Source organism: Streptomyces sp. NPDC005303, assembly GCF_040607335.1.
Lineage (GTDB): Bacteria > Actinomycetota > Actinomycetes > Streptomycetales > Streptomycetaceae > Streptomyces.
The window spans coordinates 68,102-85,778 of sequence record NZ_JBEXGM010000003.1; the positions used below are offsets into that span (position 1 = coordinate 68,102).

The following is a 17,677-nucleotide window of genomic DNA, read 5'->3' on the forward strand; positions in this document are numbered from 1 at the left end:
CGGCCTCACTTGCCGAGAAGCTTCTTGATCTTCGCGGCGTCGCCCGGGGCCATCTCGGCGTTGCCGGTGAGGCGACGCGTCACGCGGGACGACTTGTGCTCGAGCAGGTGGCGCTTGCCGGCACGCTCGCGGAGCACCTTGCCGGAGCCGGTGATCTTGAAGCGCTTGCTGGCACCGCTGTGCGACTTGTTCTTCGGCATAGCGCCGTTATCTCCTCGTCGGTGGCGCTCCGGTGCCCGGTCCTGAAACCGGGCACTGTGAGCGTCGCTCTTGTATCGGTTGGGTCCTGGGGACTCACGTCCCCCGGGGTCACGCCTCGGCGGGAGCCTCTGCCGGGGCCTCGACCTCGGCCTCGACCTCGACGTCGGTGTCGTCCTCGACGTAGTCGGACTCCGCGGCGTTCTGCGACTTGCCGGGGTTGGCCTTCGCGTCTGCCTTGCGGGCTTCCTGCGCCTGGCGGGCCTCGGCCATCGCCTCGGTCTTCTTCTTGTGCGGACCGAGAACCATGATCATGTTCCGGCCGTCCTGCTTCGGGTTCGACTCCACGAACCCGAGGTCGGCCACGTCCTCCGCGAGCCGCTGCAGCAGCCGGTAGCCCAGCTCGGGCCGGGACTGCTCGCGACCACGGAACATGATCGTGATCTTGACCTTGTCGCCCTGCTTGAGGAACCGGACGACGTGACCCTTCTTGGTGTCATAGTCGTGCGGGTCGATCTTCGGCCGGAGCTTCATCTCCTTGATGACCGTGTGCGCCTGGTTCTTGCGCGCCTCACGGGCCTTCATGGCCGACTCGTACTTGAACTTCCCGTAGTCCATGAGCTTGCACACAGGCGGACGGGCGGTTGCCGCCACCTCGACCAGGTCCAGGTCGTACTCCTGCGCAAGCTCCAGTGCCTTGGCCAGGGGGACGATGCCCACCTGCTCGCCACTGGGACCGACAAGTCGCACCTCTGGAACGCGAATCCGGTCGTTGATGCGGGGCTCGGCGCTGATGGATCCTCCTCGGTTAGCACCACACGGCGGTCTGGCGGACAGCCGCTTATGTCATTTTTCGTCAGACCTAACCGCGCCGAGACACAAAAAATGCCCCGGGACGATCACAGACGGGGCTCCAAACACTGCCGGAGCACCGCCGCGATGACACGGGGCGCGCTTTCGGGCGACTCCATCGTCCGTACGGAACGATGGTGGCCGCCTGACCGGGGTGACCCGCCGTCCCGGGGGGCGGTCGGGTGGGAGATCGGAGCCTCCACTTGTGGGCCAGTCACACTTACACACAGATGTGTCCGGCCGGTCGTCACACAAGGTTAGCAGCATCCGGGGGGTGGTGCGAACCGGCGTGCACCGGGCCCTATCGTGTGGGACATGAGTGACACCCCTCCCGCGTCCCCCGACTCCCCCGACTTCGACGAGATGACCCGCGACATCGCCGAGGTCCCCGCCGTCGAGGTGATCGTGACGGTCGCGGTCAACCTGATGAGCGCCGCCGCCGTGAAGCTCGGTCTGACCGAGGAGGGCGACAAGTACAAGGACCTGGACGAGGCCCGCAAGCTGATCCACGCCCTCGCCGGTCTCATGGACGGGAGCGCGACGGAGATCAGCTCCTTCCACGCCGCTCCGCTCCGGGACGGCCTGAAGTCCCTCCAGCTGGCCTTCCGCGAGGCGTCCCTGGTCCCGGACGAGCCGGGCCAGGGCCCCGGCGAGAAGTACACCGGGCCGATCTACGGCTAGCTCATCCCCGTACGAACAAGGGCTCGCCCGGAGGCGTGGCCCCGGCCGGCAGGACTGCCAGGTCGAGACCGCGCACCAGGCGGGCCCTCAGTGTCTCGTCGGCGGCGAGCCGCTCGGCGACGGCCTGGGCGGCGACCGTGGGCGTCGCGGACGGCTCCAGCACCAGGGCCAGGGTGCCGTCGGCCTGCCCCGGCCCGAGGTGGGCGCGGAGCACGGCGGGCTCGGCGGCGACGGCGTCCCGTACGGCCCCGATGACGGCCGGGTCGGCCAGCGGGTCGGTGCTCGCCCGGCCCTCGGCGAGCGCGAGCAGCGCGGGGCCGGTCAGTTCGAAGGGCACGGGACCCGCCAGGTCCAGCACCAGGGTGTCCGCCTTCTCGTGCGCGGCTGCCTGCAGCGCCTGGTGCAGGGGTACGGCGACGGGGCGGGCCCCGGGGTCCCAGCGGGCCAGCGAGTCGGTGGAGGTGAAGGCCGGCAGGGCGGTCCGGGATCCGGCCTTCAGGGTGGGGACGGCCATGTCGCTGGTCTTCTCGCGGCGCAGCCCGTTCTCGTCCTCCTCGACCTCGCCGAGCACGGCCACGACGGGGACGAGGAGCCGGGCACCCTTGAGGGCCTCCAGGACCGGGCCCACGGCGGCACGGTCCTCGGCCCAGGCCGCGAGCGCCGCGCTCAGCCGGGGATCGGCGGAGCCGTCGTCGTCGGAGAAGCCGGAGTCGGGAATGTTCTTGTTCGCCACGGTCACCGACCCTATAGGGGGCTTGCTGCTGCGGTTGTGCGGGCCCGGAAACCCGGCCGTGACGGCTTTCACGGGTTTTTCAGAGTTCGCTGACACAGCTCTAACGTCCGTCTAACGGCCCGCACAGCCGGCGGCCCGACCATCGGCGCCATGGAGTCCTCCAGAGCCGCCAGACGCCGCGCCCGCAGGTTCCCCCGACGGCCGTTGATGTACACCGCGCTGGCCTGTGTCGCCGTCGTCGGCGCCACGGCCGGCGGGACGGTGTACGTGAAGGCGCAGGCGCACTCCGGGAACAGCGCCGTATCGTCGGCGGCGACGCCGTCGGTCTCGCCCTCGTCGGCGACAAGGACTCAGGAGGCGGCGGTGGCGGAGCAGGTGGTGGATCTCGACGGGCGGCTGGCCGGCGCCATGACGTCGGTGAGCGTGACGGGCGAGCAGAAGGTCTCGGCGGCGGTGCTCGACCTGGAGTCGGGCGACAGCGCGGTCCACGGCGACGGCGCCTTCGACACGGCGAGCATCGTGAAGGTGGACATCCTGGCGGCGCTGCTGCTCCAGCACCAGGAGGCGGGAACGCGGCTCAGTGCGGGGGAGAAGGCGTACGCCACGACGATGATCGAGAACAGCGACAACACCTCGGCGTCCGCGCTGTGGGACGTCATCGGGAAGGCCGCGGGGCTCGACGCCGCCAACGAGAAGTTCGGGCTCACCGGTACGGAGGGCGGCGACGGGGCGCTGTGGGGGCTGACCCAGACGACCGCGGCCGATCAACTCACCCTGCTCCAGCAGGTGTTCGGTGACGACTCGGTGCTGAGCGCGGCCTCGCGGTCGTACCTCCAGGGGCTGATGGGCCGGATAGAGGCCGATCAGCGGTGGGGGGTGTCGGCCGCGGCCGACGGGTCCGGCTGGGCGCTGAAGAACGGATGGCTGCCGCGCAGTACGACCGGACTGTGGGACGTCAACAGCATCGGACGGGTGACGGTGGACGGCCACGAGTATCTGGTGGCCGTGCTGTCGAACGGCAACTCCACACAGGCGAAGGGGATTTCGCTGGTGGAGGCGGCGGCGAAGGTGGCGGTGTCCGTGTTCAGGAGTGAGGACGCGTCCGCGTCGGCGAACGCCACGAGTGCGGCGGCTCACTGAGGCTGCCGCCCTGCCTCAGAAGCCCTCGTAGGTCCGACGCGGGCCGCGGCGGCCGCGCCACAGGACCACAGCGGTGACCAACAGGGCCACGCCCAGGCCGCCCGCCAGCGGGGCCGCCCAACTGGCCGTGTCGTCAGCCGACTTTGCGGTGTCCGGGCCCGAGCCGAAGTACTTCTCGCCGTAGGAGGCCGGCTGCAGGCCCTCCGGCTTCAGACGGTCCGCCGCCTTGAGCGCGGCCGCGGGGTCGACGAAGCCGAAGCCGCGGGAGTCGTCGCGGCCGCCGACGGGGGCGTTGCGGGCCGTGTCCTCCAGGAGTCGCTTGATCTGCGCGGGCGTCAGGTCGGGGTGGGCGGCCCTGACGAGGGCGACCGCGCCCGAGACGAACGCGGAGGCGGCGCTGGTGCCCCACCCCTCGTAGTACTTGTGGTCGGGGTCGGCGATGACCACATCGTCGCCGGGGGCCGCGACCGTGGCGTACCAGCGGCGGGTGGAGAAGGAGGCACGGGTGCCGAACTTGTCGACGGCGGTGGCGGCGATGACGCCCGGGTAGGCGGCCGGGTAGGAGATGTGGTCGCCCTTCTCGCCGCCGTTGCCCGCCGAGGCGACGACGACGGCACCCTTCTCGAGGGCGTACTGGACGGCGTCGTCCTCGCCGGCCTCCGGGTGCGCGGAGGCGGAGTCGTCGCCGAGGGAGAGGTTGATGACGTCGGCGCCGTGGTCGGCGGCCCAGCGGATGCCCTCGGCGAGCGCGTTGCCGCGGGTGTTGCGGGCCTTGGCGCGGGCCGGGTCGCCGTCCTCCAGGATCACCCGGACGGGGAGGATTTTGGCCTCGGGTGCGATGCCCATGACCCCGTCGCCGTTGCCGACACCGTGTCCGTGACCGGCGATGATGCCGGCCATGGCGGTGCCGTGCCGGGCCCAGGCGCGGTCGCCCCGGGTGGCGCCGAAGCCGATCATGTCCTTGCCGGTGAGGACGTTGCCGACGAGGTCGGGGTGGTCGTTCTCGACACCGGTGTCCAGGACGGCGACGGTGACGCCGGCGCCCTTGGTGGTCTGCCACGCCTGCTGGGTGTGCATGGCGTCCAGGGCCCACTGCTTGGCGCGGATGCCGTCGGCGTGCGCGGCGGTGGGCGGGACGAGGGCCACGGAGGCGGCGACGAGGACGCTCAGGAGCCCTGCCCTGCGGGTGGTGACGCTCATGAGGGCTGCTCCGGGGGCGAGGTGACGGTCTTGCGCAGGGCACGCTCGACACGGTCCGCCAGGCCCTGTGCCTCGTTGCCGAGACCGGCCTGGGCGGCGGGGGTGGTGTCGCCGGACTCCATGGCCTTCTCGGCGGGCTCCGGGGTGTCGACCTTGCGGCCGTCCGCCCAGCCGGAGACGGCGTAGGCGACGACCGGGGCGTCGGTGAGGACGGAGATCGTCCAGGAGGCCCGCTGCCCGGCGCCGAACCGCGCCGCGAGGGTGTTCTTCGCGGCGTACGGGAGGGGCATCAGGTCGGTGCGGGTTTCCAGGCCCTCCCGGGTGAAGCGGGTGTCGAGGTCGCGCATGGCGGTGGCGTCGGCGTCGGTGAAGAGGAGGCCGACGGTGGTCACGTAACTCTGGGTGGCGTCGGTGTAGGTGGCGCGCAGGAGGCGTTCGCAGCCGACGGGGGCGAGGGCCTTGCTCAGCAGGGGGTCGAAGGCGTTTCGGCAGCCGCTGTCCGGGGCGACGGCGATCCGCGTCCAGGTGCGGTCGGCGCCGCCGGGCCCGGCGCCCTGGCCGTCCACGGTCGGCGGGAACAGCTGGTCGACGGGCACGCTGTGCCACAGTTCGCCGGCCTGGGTGAAGGTGTCGCTGCCTGCCTCGTCGCCGGAGTCACCGATCAGCCAACTCCCGGTCACGGCACCCCCGATGAGCCCGAGTCCGAGCACGACGCACGCGGCCACGGCGGCGATCCGGGGAGGGATCCGCACTCCCCACGACCGCTCCTTGTAACCGACCTCGGGCTCACCGAAGGACACGACCGGCCGCCCGTTGCCGGGAGCTTGGGCCTGCGGGGGCGGGGCGGCGCTCCAGGAGAGGGCGGGGTCGGGTGCGAGGGGGGCGGTCCGGGGAGGTGCGGTGGGGGCCGGGGGCGTACCCGGGGGCCCGAAGACCGGCGCCTCCCGCGTGGGGCGCGGCGGGAACCCGGGGCGGGTGTCCGGCATGGGCGGTACGGCGGTGCCGCCGGACTCACCCCGGGACCCGGACCCCGTACGGGCCTCCCCGGCCGTCGGAACGGGCCGCATCCGGAAGGTCGTCTCCGAGGCGGTCTCGGCGGGGGCGCCGGTACGACGCGGGGGCACGGACGGCTGCGACCTCGGCCGGGGCGGCACGTGCGCGCCGGCGGAGTCCGCCGAGCGCGGCCGAGCACCCGAAGCGGGCGGCATCGGGCCGGGAGTGGTCGTGCCCGAGTTCGTGGAGGCGGACGCGGACGCACCACCGGCGCTCGGCCCGTACGACTCCGGCCGCTCGCTCGCCGGGCGCGGTCGGCCACCCGAGACGGGCGGCATCGGGCCGGGGGCGGGCCTGGGTGGGTCGGTGGGCTGCGAGGACGGGTCGGTCTCGGGCCTGGACGAGGGCACAGGCGTCGTCGAGCCGGGCCGAGGGGTCCTGTCATCCGGCGAGGAGCTGCCGGCGCGGGTTCCACGGTGGCCTGCGTCCGTACCGGGGTCTGCGCCACCGGAGGCCGGTGGAGCGTCGGGGAAGCGGGCCGAGGCCGGGGGTGGGGGCGGAATGCTGCCGGGGTACGGGGCCCCCGAGCTCGGGGACTCCTCGCGCCGGGTGTCCCGCGCGCCGGAGTTGTGCGCGGGCGTCGAGGAGGCTCGACCGGCGGAACCGTCGCCGTCGGCCCCACGGCCGTCCGACGTGGCGTCCGCCTCAGCGCGGGTCGGCGTCGGAGCCGGGCCGCTGCCGTTCGTCGTGCGTATCGGAGGTCGACCCGCGGCGGTCGGTCCCTGGGACCGCTCCCCACCCGGCAGGCCGGAATCCCGCGCCGCGCTCAGGTCGCCGAGGGCCTGTCGGTCCGTTCCAGCACTCCCGAAGGCAGGCTCACGTCCCTGTGTGTCGCCGGGCCCGCGGCTGTCGGGCTCTCCTGACCCCTGCCAGTCGAACCCGCCGAACATCGGTCGGGCCGGCGCTGCGGAGCCCCGTCGGTTCCGCTCGCCGAAGGCCTGCCAGTCGGAATCATCCCTCGTCCGTCCGCCCGGCTCGACGATCTCTCGCGCGACCGACTCGTCGGCCGAATCGGAGCGGAGCCCGCTCTCGCCCACCGTCGGCGGCTGAGCCGGCCGTGGAGGAATCGAGGCGCGGCGTGCTTCCGTGCTCATGCACCCCCCGTTTCCTCATGTCCGGGCCCGTTCGGTCGTGCGCGGGCCCTCGCCGGAGTCGTCGGTGTGGAAGACCGCCGTCCGGGCACGCATACCCGCACGGAAGGGCCGGCATCCCGGCGCGGCGGCGACGGGGGGCGTACGGCCCTGCGTGCGTGCGCGTCACTCTACGGGTTGTTCCTGGGCGAACGGGAACCAGTCCGCCAGGCCGGGGGCATCTGCCCGGAACGTCCCCCTACCCTGCGGTAATCCTGTCTGGCAGGCTTCGTTCATGACTGCACGCGCCGCCGACCGGGCCCGTTACGACCGGGCCACCGCCCATCTCGACGCCCCCGTCGCGATCGTGGATCTGGACGCCTTCGACGCCAACGCGGACGATCTCGTCCGCCGGGCGGCGGGGAAACCCATCCGCGTCGCCAGCAAGTCCGTGCGGTGCCGGGCGCTGCTCGAACGCGTCCTGGCGAAGGACGGCTTCGCGGGCATCATGTCCTTCACGCTCGCCGAGTCCCTGTGGCTCGCGAGGAGCGGTTTCGAGGACATCCTGCTCGCCTACCCCTCCGCCGACCGTGCCGGGTACGCCGAACTGGCCGCCGATCCCAAGCTCGCGGCCGCCGTGACGGTGATGGTCGACGACCCCGCTCAGCTCGCCTTCATCGACGGAGCCCGCGCGGGCGGCGCCGAAGTCATCCGCGTCTGCCTGGAGTTGGACACCTCGCTGAAGCTCCTCGGCGGCAAGGTCCGCGTCGGCGCCCGGCGTTCGCCGCTGCACTCCCCCGTCCAGGTCGCCGACATGGCCCGCGCGGTGGCCCGCCGCCCCGGGTTCGAGGTCGTGGGGATCATGGCCTACGAGGGACACATCGCCGGTGTCGGGGACTCGGTCGCCGGACGGCCGCTGCGTTCCCGGGCCGTACGGCTGATGCAGGCCACCGCCCGCCGGGAACTGGCCGAGCGCCGCGCCGCCGTCGTGCGTGCGGTGCGGGCCGTCGTGCCGGACCTGGAGTTCGTCAACGGCGGCGGCACGGGCAGTGTGCAGCACACCGCCGCGGAGGACGCCGTCACGGAGATCGGCGCGGGTTCGGGGCTGTACGTGCCGAGGCTGTTCGACAACTACACGTCCTTCAGCGGGCGTCCGGCGGCCCTGTTCGCCATGCCCGTCGTACGCAGGCCCGGGGTGGGTGTCGTGACCGTCCTCGGCGGCGGTTACCCGGCCTCCGGCGCGGCCGGTCCCGACCGGCTGCCGGTGCCGTATCTGCCGGAGGGGCTGAAGTACGACCCGCAGGAGGGGCCCGGCGAGGTGCAGACCCCGCTGCTCGGCGGCCCCGCCGACGACCTGCTGCTCGGCGACAAGGTGTGGTTCCGGCACGCCAAGGCCGGTGAGCTGTGTGAGCGGTTCGACACGCTGCATCTGATCGAGGGGGACGCGGTGACGGCCACCGTCCCGACGTATCGCGGGGAAGGCCACACATTCCTCTGAGTCAACGGTCGACCGACCGTATCCCCCGGGTGATCCGGTCCATGTCGGCGAGCGGCGGCCCGCCCGGACCCGCGTCGAAGGCGAAGCGGACGACGACGGCGTCCGCGGGTCCGCCGCTGCCCGGTGTGAAGGCCAGCGACTGGACGTAACCACCGGGCCCCTGGGCCGTCCGCACCCGCCAGCGCACCAGATATCCGGGGTGTCCACCGACGGCGACGCGCTCCGACCTCACGACCCGATGGCCGCGGATGCCGCCGTAGGAACTGTCGGCGGCCCGCGGTACGTCCTTCTCGGCGAGCCCTGCCGGGGAGTTCCCGGGGTTCCCAGGCAGTGTGTGCGTGAAGACCCTGCCGCCCTCCGTGGTCATCACGACGTCGTCGCGGGTGACGTACTTCGAGGGGACCCAGCCGTCGGGCAACGGCAGGCTGATGCCGTCGAGTTCGTCGACCAGGCGGGAGGGGGCCGGGGAGGCCGTGGTGGGCGACGGGCTCGCGACCGTCGGTGCCGTTTCGGCCACCACGTCGTCCCCGTCGCCCCGGGCGAGGGCGAACGCCCCGCTGACGATCGCGGCGAGGAGGACGATCCCGGAGACCGTGAGAGCGAGGGCCTTGGCGCGCCCCGAGGCCCCACCGGCCGCTCCTGGCGGGCCGGGGGCCTCGGGAGCGCGCCGGTGGTCCGTCCAGGCGGTCCCGTCCCACCGGCGCTCCAGCCGCGGAGCGTCGGGGTCCGGGTACCAGCCGGGCGGGAGCGTCCTGCTCATGGGGGCACTGTAGGACGAGGCCTACATCGGAGTGACGTACGCCCCCGAGATCCCGCCGTCCACGAGGAAGTCGCTGGCGTTGACGAAGGAGGAGTCGTCGCTGGCCAGGAAGGCGACGGCGGCGGCGATCTCCTCGGCCTCGGCGAACCGGCCGACCGGAATGTGGACCAGGCGGCGGGCGGCCCGCTCGGGGTCCTTGGCGAACAGTTCCTGGAGCAGCGGGGTGTTGACCGGGCCCGGGCACAGGGCGTTCACCCGGATGCCCTCGCGCGCGAACTGCACGCCCAGTTCACGGGACATGGCGAGCACCCCGCCCTTGGAGGCGGTGTAGGAGATCTGGGACGTGGCCGCGCCCATCCTCGCCACGAAGGACGCCGTGTTGATGATGGACCCCTTGCCCTGGCGCCGCATGTAGGGGATCGCGGCCTTGCAGCACAGGTAGACGGAGGTCAGGTTGACCTCCTGGACGCGCTTCCACGCCTCCAGGCCCGTCTCCAGGATGGAGTCGTCGTCGGGCGGGGAGATGCCCGCGTTGTTGAAGGCGACGTCGACACTGCCGTAGGTGTCGTACGCCGTCTTGAACAGGGCCTCGACCTGCTCGGGGTCGGTGACGTCGACCTTGACGAAGAGTCCGCCGATGTCGTCGGCGGCGGCCTTGCCGCGGGCCTCGTCTACGTCGGCGCAGACGACGTTCGCGCCCTCGGAGGCGAGTCGGCGGGCGGTGGCGAGACCGATGCCGCTGCCGGCTCCGGTGATGACGGCCGTACGGCCGACGAGGCGACGGCACACGATCGGATCGGTCGCAGAGGTCGAAGAGGTCACAGGGCGGGGCCTTCCGTGCTGATGAAGACGTTCTTGGTCTCGGTGAAGGCGGTCAGGGCGTCCGGGCCGAGTTCGCGGCCGAGTCCGGACTGCTTGTAGCCGCCGAAGGGGGTCCAGTAGCGGACGCTGGAGTGGGAGTTGACGGACAGGTTGCCCGCCTTGACGGCCCGGGACAGGCGCAGGGCGCGGCCGATGTCGCGGGTCCACAGGGAGCCGGAGAGGCCGTAGGGGGTGTCGTTGGCGAGCCGGATCGCGTCCTCCTCGTCGGTGAAGGGCAGCAGGACGGCGACCGGGCCGAAGATCTCCTCGCGGGCGGCCTGGGAGTCGGGCGCCTCGCCGGTGAGGACGGTCGGCGCGAACCAGAAGCCGGGCCCGTCGGGTGCGCTGCCGCGCAGACCGGGGGCTTCGGAGGGCACCAACTGCCGTACGCGGTCCAGTTGCTGACGGGAGATCAGCGGACCCATCCGGGTCTTCTCGTCGGCCGGGTCGCCCACGACCACGGAGGCCACGGCGTCGGCCAGCAGCTCCCGGACCTCGTCGTAGACAGACTCCTGGACCAGGATCCGGGTGCGGGCGCAGCAGTCCTGGCCGGAGTTGTCGAGGAAGGAGAAGGGGTCGACGGCCTGGGCGAGGTCCGCGTCGGCGAAGACGATGTTGGGGCTCTTGCCGCCGAGTTCCAGGGTGACCGGCTTGATCTGGCGGGCGCAGCGCTCCATGACGTCCCGGCCGGTGCGGGTGGAGCCGGTGAAGACGATCTTCGCGACACCGGGGTGCTCGACGAGTGCGGTACCGGCGACGGGCCCGTGCCCCGGCAGCACCTGGAACAGCCCCTCCGGCAGCCCTGCCTCCAGTGCGAGTTCGGCGAGCCGCAGGGCGGTGAGCGGGGTGGTCTCGGCGGGTTTGAGGACGACGGCGTTGCCGGCGGCCAGCGCGGGTGCCGTACCCCAGGCGGCGATCGGCATGGGGAAGTTCCAGGGCGCGATGACGCCGACCACACCGAGGGGTTCGAGGATCGTGACGTCGAGTCCGCCGGCGACCGGGATCTGGCGGCCGTTCAGCCGCTCCACTCCCCCGGCCGCATAGGCGAGCAGGTCACGGACGTTGCCGGCCTCCCAGCGGGCGTTGCCGAGGAGGTGACCGGCTTCCCGGACCTCCAGCCGGGCCAGCTCCTCGACGTGCCCGTCGACGACGTCGGCGAACCGGCGCAGCAGACGGGCCCGGTCGGCGGGGGCGAGGGCCGCCCAGCGGGTCTGTGCCTTGGCCGCGCGGGCGACCGCCGCGTCCACGTCGGCCGCGGTGGCGGCGGGGACGGTGGCGACGACCTCCTCGGTGGCCGGGTTGAGGACGGTCAGCTCATGCTCGTACGACAACGAAGTACCTCTCACAGACGTTCGACATCACAGACGTTCGAAGGAACGGCGCAGCTCCCAGTCGGTGACCGCCGCGTCGAAGGCTTCGAGTTCGACGCGGGCCATGTTGCGGTAGTGCGCGACCACCTCGTCTCCGAAGGCGGCCCTGGCGATCGGGCTGTTGTCCCAGAGCTCGGCGGCCTCGCGCAGGGTGGTGGGGACGTGGGCGTACTCGCCGGTGTAGGCGTTGCCGGTGCACACCTCGGGCAGCTCCAGCTTCTGCTCGATGCCGTACAGGCCGGCCGCGACCAGCCCGGCGACCGCGAGGTGCGGGTTGACGTCACCGCCGGGCAGCCGGTTCTCGAAGCGCAGGGAGCGGCCGTGGCCCACGACCCGCAGGGCGCAGGTGCGGTTGTCGTGGCCCCAGGCGACCGCCGTGGGGGCGAAGGAGCCCGGCTGGAACCGCTTGTAGGAGTTGATGTTGGGGGCGTAGAGCAGGGCGAAGTCCCTCAGGGCCGCGAGCTGCCCCGCGAGGAAGTACCGCATCACGTCCGACATGCCGTCCGGGCCGGCCATCGCGTTGTTGCCGGCGGCGTCGGCGAGCGAGAGGTGGATGTGGCAGGAGTTGCCCTCGCGCTCGTTGTACTTGGCCATGAAGGTGAGGGACACGCCCTCCTGGGCTGCGATCTCCTTGGCGCCGGTCTTGTAGATGGCGTGCTGGTCGCAGGTGGTCAGGGCGTCGTCGTACTTGAACACGATCTCGTGCTGGCCGGGGTTGCACTCCCCCTTGGCGGACTCGACGGTGAGACCGGCGGCCGTCATGTCGTTGCGGATCCGGCGGAGCAGCGGCTCGATACGGCCGGTGCCGAGCACCGAGTAGTCGATGTTGTACTGGTTCGCCGGTGTCAGCCCCCGGTAGCTCGCGTCCCAGGCCTGCTCGTAGGTGTCCTTGAAGACGATGAACTCCAGCTCGGTGCCGACCTGGGCGGTGTAGCCGAGTTCGGCGAGGCGCTCCAGCTGGCGGCGCAGGATCTGGCGGGGCGCGGCGACGACCGGGGAGCCGTCGTTCCAGGCGAGGTCGGCGATCAGCATGGCCGTACCGGCGTTCCAGGGCACGCGGCGCAGGGTGCCGAGGTCGGGGTGCATGGCGAAGTCGCCGTAACCGCGGTCCCAGGAGGACATCGCGTAGCCGTCGACGGTGTTCATCTCGGTGTCGACGGCGAGGAGGTAGTTGCAGCCCTCGGTGCCGTGGTGGAGTACCTCGTCGAGGAAGAAGCGGGCGGCGAACCTCTTGCCCTGGAGCCGTCCTTGCATGTCGGGGAAGGCCAGGACGACGGTGTCGATCTCGCCGCTCGCGACGAGGGCGTGCAGCTCCTCGACGCTGAGCGGGGGTGTGCGGTCTGCCACGGGAGAGCTCCTTCGGCTGCTGCGCGTTTTTCCGTCCGGGGCCGGGAGCCATAAGGTATTGCTCTGAACCATTGCTTGGGAAGGGGGCTCGACCATATGTCGGTGGACGCTGACGGCGGCCCGGACGACCGGTTGACGCCGGTGCTGCGGCCGGTCAGGGCGGGCAACGGCTTCGAGGAGGCGCTGGAGCAGATCCTGCAGGTGGTGCGGCTCGGGCTGGTGCCGGGTGGCGAGCGGCTGCCGGCCGAGCGGGAGCTCGCGGAGCGGCTCGGGATCAGCCGGGTGACCCTGCGCGAGGTGCTGAAGGTGCTCCAGGACCAGGGGCTGGTGGAGTCGCGGCGGGGACGGTACGGGGGGACGTTCGTGCTGCCCCGTACGCCGAACGCGGTGGGCGAGCAGGAGCTGCGGCGCCGGATCGCCGAGGCGGACATCGAGGACGTGCTGCGTTTCCGGGAGGTCCTGGAGGTGGGTGCGGCGGGCCTGTGCGCGACGCACGGCCTCACGGACGAGCAGACGCAGCGGCTGCGGGAGGCGCTGGCGGCCACGCAGGAGGCCCCGCTGGCGGACTACCGGCGCCAGGACACGCTGCTCCACCTGACCCTCGCGGAACTGTGCGGTTCACCGACGCTGACCGCGCAGTACGCGGCGGTACGGGCCTCGGTGAACGACCTCCTGGACTGCATCCCGCTCCTGGTCCGCAACCTGGAGCACTCCCAGCGGCAGCACGCGGCGCTGGTGGAGGCGGTCCTCGACGGGGACGCCGACGGGGCGCGGGAGATGATGCGGGAGCACTGCGCGGGGACGGCGGCGCTGCTGCGGGGATTTCTGGCGTGACCTTGCGGCGGGTGGCCTCAGGGGCAAAGGTATGACTGTGGGCCATTGGTAAGCCTGGGAGGGCCGTGTGACGACCGTACGACCGCTGATCGGCGTCAGCACCTATCTGGAGGCCGGGACGCGCTGGCGCGTCTGGGAGCTGGAGGCGGCGCTGCTGCCGGCCGGATATCCGCGTCTGGTGCAGCGGGCGGGCGGCCTGGCCGCGATGCTCCCGCCGGACGCGCCGGAGCACGCGGCGGCGACGGTGGCCCGCCTGGACGGCCTGGTGATCTCGGGCGGCCCGGACGTGGAGCCGGTCCACTACGGCGCCACCCCCGACCCCCGCACCGGCCCGCCCGCCCGCGCCCGTGACGCCTGGGAACTGGCCCTGATCAAGGCGGCGTTGGCGACCGGCCTCCCCCTGCTCGGCATCTGCCGGGGCATGCAACTCCTGAACGTGGCCCTGGGCGGCACCCTCGTCCAGCACGTCGACGGCCACGCGCAGACCATGGGCGTCTTCGGTCACCACCCGGTCAAACCCGTACCGGGCACGGTGTACGGCGGCCTCGCCCCGGAGGAGACCTCCGTACCGGCCTACCACCACCAGGCGGTGGACCGGCTCGGGAAGGGCCTCGTCCCTTCGGCGTACGCCGCGGACGGCACGGTGGAGGCCGTCGAACTCCCGGGCTCGCACTGGGTGTTGGGGGTGCAGTGGCATCCGGAGATGGGCGAGGATCTGCGGGTGATGCGGGGACTGGTCTCCGCGGCCGTCCGCCCCTAGGCGCGCGTCAGCGACAGCAGGTCCCTCGCCGGGCCCACCGGTCGGTGGCCCGTGGGCCACACCGCCCGCAGATCCCGCGCCAGCGACACTCCCTCCACCGGCACCCGCACCAGCCGTCGCATCGCCAGTTCCTCGCCCACCGCGAGCTCGCTCAGGACCGCGGGTCCCGCCCCGCTCACCGCCGCCGCCTTCACCGCCGTGGTGGACGAGAGCTCGATCAGGGGGCGCGCCAGGCCCCCCAGAGCCGCGTCCAGGACCTGGCGGGTGCCCGAGCCCTTCTCCCGGAGGATCAGCGGCGTCACGGCCAGTTCGGTGGCTTCAAGAGCCCGTCGTCGGCGGGCCCACACATGCCCCGGCGCCGTCACCACGATCAGGTGGTCGTGGGCTATCACCACCGAGTCGAGGCCGGAGGGGACCGTCAGGCCCTCCACGAAGCCCAGGTCCGCCTCGTCCGACAGCAACCGCTCCGCGACCGTCGCGGAGTTTCCCGCGTGCAGCGACACCGCCGTGTCCGGGCGTCCCGCGCGCAGGGCGAGGAGCCACCCCGGCAGCAGGTACTCCGCGATCGTCATGCTCGCCGCCACCCGCAGCCGGGAGTCCCGACGGACCCGCAGCGCCTGCGCACCGGCGTCGAAGGCCTCCGCCGCCGCCACGATCCGCCGCGCCCAGTCGGTCACCAGCGCCCCGGCGTCCGTGAGCCGGGAGCCGCGGGGCGAGCGGTCGACCAGGGCCACGCCCAGCTGCCGTTCCATGGAGCGGATCCGGCTGCTCGCCGCGGGCTGGGTGATGCCCAGCTCGCGCGCCGCCCCGCCCAGGCTCCCCAGCCGCGCCACGGCCAGCAGCAGCTCCAGCGCGCCCAGATCCGGCACCCGGTGGGACAGCCCCCCGCCCACCGCCGCCCCTTGCTCCTCCGCACCGCTCATAAAGACAGCTTATGCCCTCATAGAGCCGTACTCCCTGGTCGCGGCCCTCCCGGGACGACACCGTGGAGACATGGTCACCGCCGTCCGTCACCTCGGGCCGAACTGGTACGCCTGCGTCATGGGCACCTCGATCGTCGCCACCGCCGGCGTCGCGCTCCCCGTGCAACTCCCCGGCCTGCGCACGATCTGCGCCGCCGTCTGGCTCCTGTCCCTCGCCCTGCTGCTCACCCTCCTCTGCGCCCGCGCCCTGCACTGGCGCCACCACGCCGACCAGGCCCGCGCCCACCTCCTCGACGCCGCCGCGGCCCCCTTCTACGGCTGCCTCGCCATGGCCCTGCTGGCGGTCGGCGGCGGTGCCCTCACCGTCGGCCGGGACTGGATCGGGACGACGGCCACGGTCGCTCTCGACGCCGTGCTGTTCACCGCCGGTACGGCCGTGGGGCTCGCGGCCGCCGTCGTCGTGCCGTACCTCATGGCCGTACGGCAGAAGGTCGAGCCGCGGCAGGCGACGCCCGTATGGCTGCTGCCCCTCGTCGCACCCATGGTGTCCGCCGCCCTCGGGCCACTCCTCGTGCCGTATCTCCCCGCAGGTCAGCCGCGCGAGACCCTCCTCCTCGCCTGCTTCGCGATGTTCGGGCTCAGCCTCCTCGCGACCCTGGCCATGCTGCCGCTCGTCTTCGCCCGGATCGTCACCGGCGGCCCGCTCCCCCTCGCCCTCACCCCGACCCTCTTCCTGGTGCTGGGCCCGCTCGGCCAGTCCACCACCGCGGTCGGCAAGTTCGCGGACGTGGCACCCGGTGTCGTCCCGGCCCCCTACAGCCAGGGCTTCGGCGTCCTCGCGGTCCTTTACGGCGTTCCCGTCATGGGGTTCGCGCTGCTGTGGCTGGCGCTCGCCACCGCGCATGTGATCCGGGCCCGTCGGCACGGGATGCGGTTCTCGATGACCTGGTGGGCGTTCACCTTCCCGGTCGGCACCTGTGTCACGGGCGCCGAGGCGCTGGCCCGGCACACGGGGCTCGTCGTCTACGACTGGCTCGCCACGGGCCTCTACGTCGCTCTGGTCGCCGCCTGGACCACCGCCGCCGTGCACACCGCGCGCGGGCTCGTCAGCGGAGCGCTGCTCGCAGGGCCTCGCCCAGTGCCCGTGGTGCTTCGGCCAGCGACGGTCCGTACCACGTCAGGTGCCGTCCGCTGACGAGTGCGCAGGGCAGACCGGGGAAGGCCTCCGGGCCGTCGTCGGAGGTGAAGCGGTACGGCTCGTCCGGGAGGACGACCACGTCCGGGGCAGCCGCCCGCAGCTCCTCCAGGGGGACCTTCGGATAGCGGTCCTCGTGGTCGGTGTACAGATGGTCCACGCCGAGGCGGGAGAGGACGTCGCCCGCGAAGGTGTCCCGGCCCAGGACCATCCACGGCCTGCGCCAGATGGGCACGACCGCCGTCACGCGGGGCTCCCGCGCGGGAAGCGCCGACCACGCCTCTTCGGCCTCGTCCAGCCAGCGCGGCCGTACGGCGCCACACGCCTCGACGACCCGGGCCAGCTCCCGGAAGGCCTGCGGGACGTCACGCACCTCGGTGACCAGGACCTCCAGGCCCGCCGCGCGCAGGGCTTCGAGATCCGGCGGGCGGTTCTCCTCCTCGTTGGCGATCACCAGGTCGGGGGCGAGGGCGGAGATCGGGTCGAGTTTCGGGTTCTTGGTGCCGCCGATCCGGGGGACGTCCAGGTCCGCCGGGTGGGTGCACCAGTCGGTGGCGCCGACCAGGGCGCCGGGTGCCGAGTGGGCGATCGCCTCGGTCAGCGAGGGGACCAGGGAGACGACTCTCACCGCCGAGGCCGGTCCTGGACCGCCTCGATGTGCTCGGCCACGGCGACGACGACCACCCGGGTGTCCGACACGGTCGCCCGCCAGCGGTGCCGCACCCCACCGGTCAGGTACAGGGTGTCGCCGCGGCCCAGCCGGTAGGCGCGGCCCTCGGCCTCGACGTCCACCGCACCGTCGGCGACGTACATCAACTGGTCGTTGCGGTACTGGAATTCACGGCCCGCGTCGTGGTCGCCGGTGAACTCCTGGGCGTGCATCTGGTGGTGGCCGCGCACCAGGGAACGCATCCGGGGTTCGTAGCCCGGGTCCGGGTCCTCGGCGTGCACGACGTCGACGCTGCACGCGGGGTCGGCTGCGGCGAGGAGTTCGACGGCCGTGGTGCGCAGGGCGTCGGCGACCTTCTCCAGGGAGCTGCGGCTGGGACGGGCGCGTTCGTTCTCGACCTGGCTCAGGAAGGGGACCGAGAGGCCGCTGCGCTCGGCCACGACGGCGAGGGTGAGCTCCAGCGCGCGGCGCCGGCGGCGCACGGCCGCGCCGACCCGAAGGGGCTGTTCTTTGTGGTCGCCCATGGCTCCGG

At 72.7% G+C, this 17,677-nt stretch carries 18 protein-coding genes; 6 read left to right on the forward strand and 12 right to left on the reverse strand.

All coding sequences use genetic code 11. The annotated features are described in order from the left end of the window. Nucleotides 1-5: 5 nt before the first annotated feature. Nucleotides 6-200 carry a 50S ribosomal protein L35 gene (rpmI, locus tag ABZT93_RS06750; RefSeq protein WP_003977225.1) on the reverse strand — a complete coding sequence of 65 codons (195 nt, stop codon included), beginning with the start codon at nt 198-200 and terminating at the stop codon, nt 6-8. Between the two features lie 109 nt (nt 201-309). Continuing rightward, nucleotides 310-993, reverse strand: a complete 684-nt coding sequence (gene infC, locus ABZT93_RS06755) for a translation initiation factor IF-3 (RefSeq protein ID WP_356100691.1) — start codon at nt 991-993, stop codon at nt 310-312. Between the two features lie 372 nt (nt 994-1,365). Here infC and ABZT93_RS06760 point away from each other — a divergent pair, with 372 nt between their 5' ends. Then, entirely contained in the window at nt 1,366-1,731 is a 366-nt protein-coding gene (locus tag ABZT93_RS06760) for a DUF1844 domain-containing protein (protein WP_356099992.1), read from the forward strand. A 1-nt stretch (nt 1,732) separates the two neighbouring features. Here the strand turns inward: ABZT93_RS06760 and ABZT93_RS06765 are convergent, their stop codons facing one another. Beyond that, on the reverse strand, nt 1,733-2,464 hold the full coding sequence (locus ABZT93_RS06765; RefSeq protein ID WP_356099994.1) for an SseB family protein: 732 nt from the start codon (nt 2,462-2,464) through the stop codon (nt 1,733-1,735). A 150-nt stretch (nt 2,465-2,614) separates the two neighbouring features. Between ABZT93_RS06765 and ABZT93_RS06770 the strand changes: the two genes are divergently transcribed. Next, a complete protein-coding gene (locus ABZT93_RS06770; RefSeq protein WP_356099997.1) occupies nt 2,615-3,604 on the forward strand; it encodes a serine hydrolase in 990 nt (329 codons plus the stop codon). 15 nt (nt 3,605-3,619) lie between these two features. Here the strand turns inward: ABZT93_RS06770 and mycP are convergent, their stop codons facing one another. Both mycP and ABZT93_RS06780 read right to left on the reverse strand, forming a co-directional pair. Beyond that, nucleotides 3,620-4,804 carry a type VII secretion-associated serine protease mycosin gene (mycP, locus tag ABZT93_RS06775; protein ID WP_356100000.1) on the reverse strand — a complete coding sequence of 395 codons (1,185 nt, stop codon included), beginning with the start codon at nt 4,802-4,804 and terminating at the stop codon, nt 3,620-3,622. Next, nucleotides 4,801-5,604 (reverse strand): hypothetical protein, encoded by an 804-nt coding sequence (locus ABZT93_RS06780; protein ID WP_356100694.1) that lies wholly within the window; start codon nt 5,602-5,604, stop codon nt 4,801-4,803. Before ABZT93_RS06780 ends, mycP begins: the two co-directional genes overlap by 4 nt. Before the next feature lie 1,618 nt (nt 5,605-7,222). Between ABZT93_RS06780 and ABZT93_RS06785 the strand changes: the two genes are divergently transcribed. Then, nucleotides 7,223-8,425 carry an amino acid deaminase/aldolase gene (locus ABZT93_RS06785; protein ID WP_356100003.1) on the forward strand — a complete coding sequence of 401 codons (1,203 nt, stop codon included), beginning with the start codon at nt 7,223-7,225 and terminating at the stop codon, nt 8,423-8,425. A gap of 1 nt (nt 8,426) precedes the next feature. On the opposite strand, the gene ABZT93_RS06790 is transcribed toward ABZT93_RS06785, so the two are convergent. Genes ABZT93_RS06790 through ABZT93_RS06805 form a run of 4 tightly spaced genes read right to left on the reverse strand, consistent with a single transcriptional unit; the run spans nt 8,427 to nt 12,763 of the window. Next, on the reverse strand, nt 8,427-9,185 hold the full coding sequence (locus ABZT93_RS06790; protein WP_356100006.1) for a DUF2510 domain-containing protein: 759 nt from the start codon (nt 9,183-9,185) through the stop codon (nt 8,427-8,429). 21 nt (nt 9,186-9,206) lie between these two features. Further along, nucleotides 9,207-10,007, reverse strand: coding sequence for a 3-oxoacyl-ACP reductase (locus tag ABZT93_RS06795; protein WP_356100008.1), 801 nt, complete (start codon nt 10,005-10,007; stop codon nt 9,207-9,209). After that, on the reverse strand, nt 10,004-11,377 hold the full coding sequence (locus ABZT93_RS06800) for an aldehyde dehydrogenase family protein (protein ID WP_356100010.1): 1,374 nt from the start codon (nt 11,375-11,377) through the stop codon (nt 10,004-10,006). Before ABZT93_RS06800 ends, ABZT93_RS06795 begins: the two co-directional genes overlap by 4 nt. A 27-nt stretch (nt 11,378-11,404) precedes the next feature. Next, nucleotides 11,405-12,763, reverse strand: coding sequence for a glutamine synthetase family protein (locus tag ABZT93_RS06805; protein ID WP_356100013.1), 1,359 nt, complete (start codon nt 12,761-12,763; stop codon nt 11,405-11,407). A gap of 96 nt (nt 12,764-12,859) precedes the next feature. On the opposite strand from ABZT93_RS06805, the gene ABZT93_RS06810 reads away from it, so the two are divergent. After that, entirely contained in the window at nt 12,860-13,597 is a 738-nt protein-coding gene (locus tag ABZT93_RS06810; protein WP_356100016.1) for an FCD domain-containing protein, read from the forward strand. A 67-nt stretch (nt 13,598-13,664) separates the two neighbouring features. Beyond that, a complete protein-coding gene (locus tag ABZT93_RS06815) occupies nt 13,665-14,357 on the forward strand; it encodes a gamma-glutamyl-gamma-aminobutyrate hydrolase family protein (protein WP_356100019.1) in 693 nt (230 codons plus the stop codon). Here ABZT93_RS06815 and ABZT93_RS06820 read toward each other — a convergent pair. Then, nucleotides 14,354-15,280: a LysR family transcriptional regulator gene (locus ABZT93_RS06820; RefSeq protein WP_356100022.1), complete on the reverse strand. Its 927-nt coding sequence runs from the start codon at nt 15,278-15,280 to the stop codon at nt 14,354-14,356. The genes ABZT93_RS06815 and ABZT93_RS06820 overlap by 4 nt on opposite strands. 70 nt (nt 15,281-15,350) lie before the next feature. Here ABZT93_RS06820 and ABZT93_RS06825 point away from each other — a divergent pair, with 70 nt between their 5' ends. Beyond that, nucleotides 15,351-16,475 carry a TDT family transporter gene (locus ABZT93_RS06825; protein ID WP_356100025.1) on the forward strand — a complete coding sequence of 375 codons (1,125 nt, stop codon included), beginning with the start codon at nt 15,351-15,353 and terminating at the stop codon, nt 16,473-16,475. On the opposite strand, the gene ABZT93_RS06830 is transcribed toward ABZT93_RS06825, so the two are convergent. Both ABZT93_RS06830 and ABZT93_RS06835 read right to left on the reverse strand, forming a co-directional pair. Beyond that, on the reverse strand, nt 16,387-17,103 hold the full coding sequence (locus ABZT93_RS06830; RefSeq protein WP_356100027.1) for a helical backbone metal receptor: 717 nt from the start codon (nt 17,101-17,103) through the stop codon (nt 16,387-16,389). The two genes, ABZT93_RS06825 and ABZT93_RS06830, sit on opposite strands and share 89 nt — an antisense overlap. Then, on the reverse strand, nt 17,100-17,669 hold the full coding sequence (locus ABZT93_RS06835; protein ID WP_356100030.1) for an XRE family transcriptional regulator: 570 nt from the start codon (nt 17,667-17,669) through the stop codon (nt 17,100-17,102). The genes ABZT93_RS06830 and ABZT93_RS06835 overlap by 4 nt, the downstream gene beginning before the upstream one ends. Between the last annotated feature and the right edge of the window lie 8 nt (nt 17,670-17,677).